The organism is Pseudomonas sp. PME37.24/025, from assembly GCF_055556615.1.
Map to the genome: position 1 here is coordinate 1 of NZ_JBVHNK010000490.1, position 234 is coordinate 234.

1 protein-coding gene is annotated in these 234 nt (G+C 67.1%); it reads left to right on the plus strand.

The genetic code is table 11. The features are described 5' to 3' along the window. Positions 1-234, plus strand: a 234-nt coding sequence (locus tag ACZ3HH_RS31190) for an AarF/UbiB family protein (protein WP_465810605.1), incomplete at both ends; no start/stop codon positions are given.

The window sequence follows — 234 nt, forward strand, 5'->3', positions numbered from 1 at the left end:
GCGCGGCTGATCGAGCGCTTCGTGCCGTTCTCGCGCCGCCTCAAGCCCGTGGCGGTGGTCGATACGCTCGATCGCTCGGTCCAACTCGAGATGGACCTGCGCCTCGAGGCGGCTGCCATCTCGGAGATGGCCGACAACATCAAGGATGACCAGAACCTTCCCGATGGCGCCTTCCGCGTGCCGGCTGTGGACTGGCGCCGTACCGCGCGGCGCCTGCTCACCATCGAATGGATC